The sequence below is a fragment of the Vreelandella zhuhanensis genome, from assembly GCF_009793355.1.
GTDB classification, from domain to species: domain Bacteria; phylum Pseudomonadota; class Gammaproteobacteria; order Pseudomonadales; family Halomonadaceae; genus Vreelandella; species Vreelandella zhuhanensis.
This window is the reverse complement of sequence record NZ_WTKP01000022.1, coordinates 1-796: the sequence shown is the minus strand read 5'-3', so window position 1 is coordinate 796 and position 796 is coordinate 1. Positions and strand designations below refer to the sequence as shown.

General features: G+C 61.2%; 1 protein-coding gene. It reads right to left on the bottom strand.

Annotated elements, in window-relative coordinates; translation table 11 throughout:
- On the bottom strand, positions 1-796 hold a 796-nt coding region (locus GPM19_RS15175), incomplete at both ends, for an IS200/IS605 family accessory protein TnpB-related protein (RefSeq protein ID WP_160419851.1).

Genomic DNA, 796 nt, shown 5'->3' with positions numbered 1-796 from the left:
CCTTATCGCGTTTCACCGGCCCTGACCCGTCGAACGCTTGGCTGGACGTACCACGGGCATAGACCGCCACGAAGCGCAGGCCGATTTCTTCGGCTTTGCTTTCGATGCGCGTCACAAGCTGGCGATGGAACCAGCGGTGAAACCGCGCTTTCATCGGCGTGCGCTTTTTACCCGCTTTCGGACGCCAGCCTTTCAGGTCTTCGACGGCCATGGCTTGGCAGCCGTGGTCGAATGCGAGATTCACCAGCTGCCGACTGATCTGATGGGCCTGGTTATCCGCCAGACAGGTCAGCCGTTGGTGATCGCGGCGGCAGAAGCCCGGTGGCAACCGGCTTCCGTGCCGGGTTTGCTTGCGTGCCTGACGGCGGATGCGGTTCATCAGTCGATACTCCCGGTCTTTATCCGTGCGCGAGAGAAACCCGCGTGCATGGACAGTGCCTTGAGCATCGACGACCGCCCAGGTCGCCGCCGTGTTAATGCCAACATCCACCGCGAGCACCCGGTCAGGGGTGCCTTTGGCGGGCTTGGGTGGATCGAACTGTTCGGGCAACGAGAGCTGCCATTGTCGACCGTTAGTGGTCAGTAGCGGGGATTTGGCCTTGCCTTTCCCCCGGAACCGGCATATTCCCTTGAGCCGAAATCCCATCCAGACCCAATCATTGTGCTGTCGCACCTTGATAAAGGCATGGCTGGCATCGGCATTGATCTTGGCGCACTGGCTCCCGTAAAGGCTCGGAAAGGTCTTGGTGCTGGATGTCAGGCGCGGTGGTTTGGCGTGGGGGTGCTTGCGCTCACC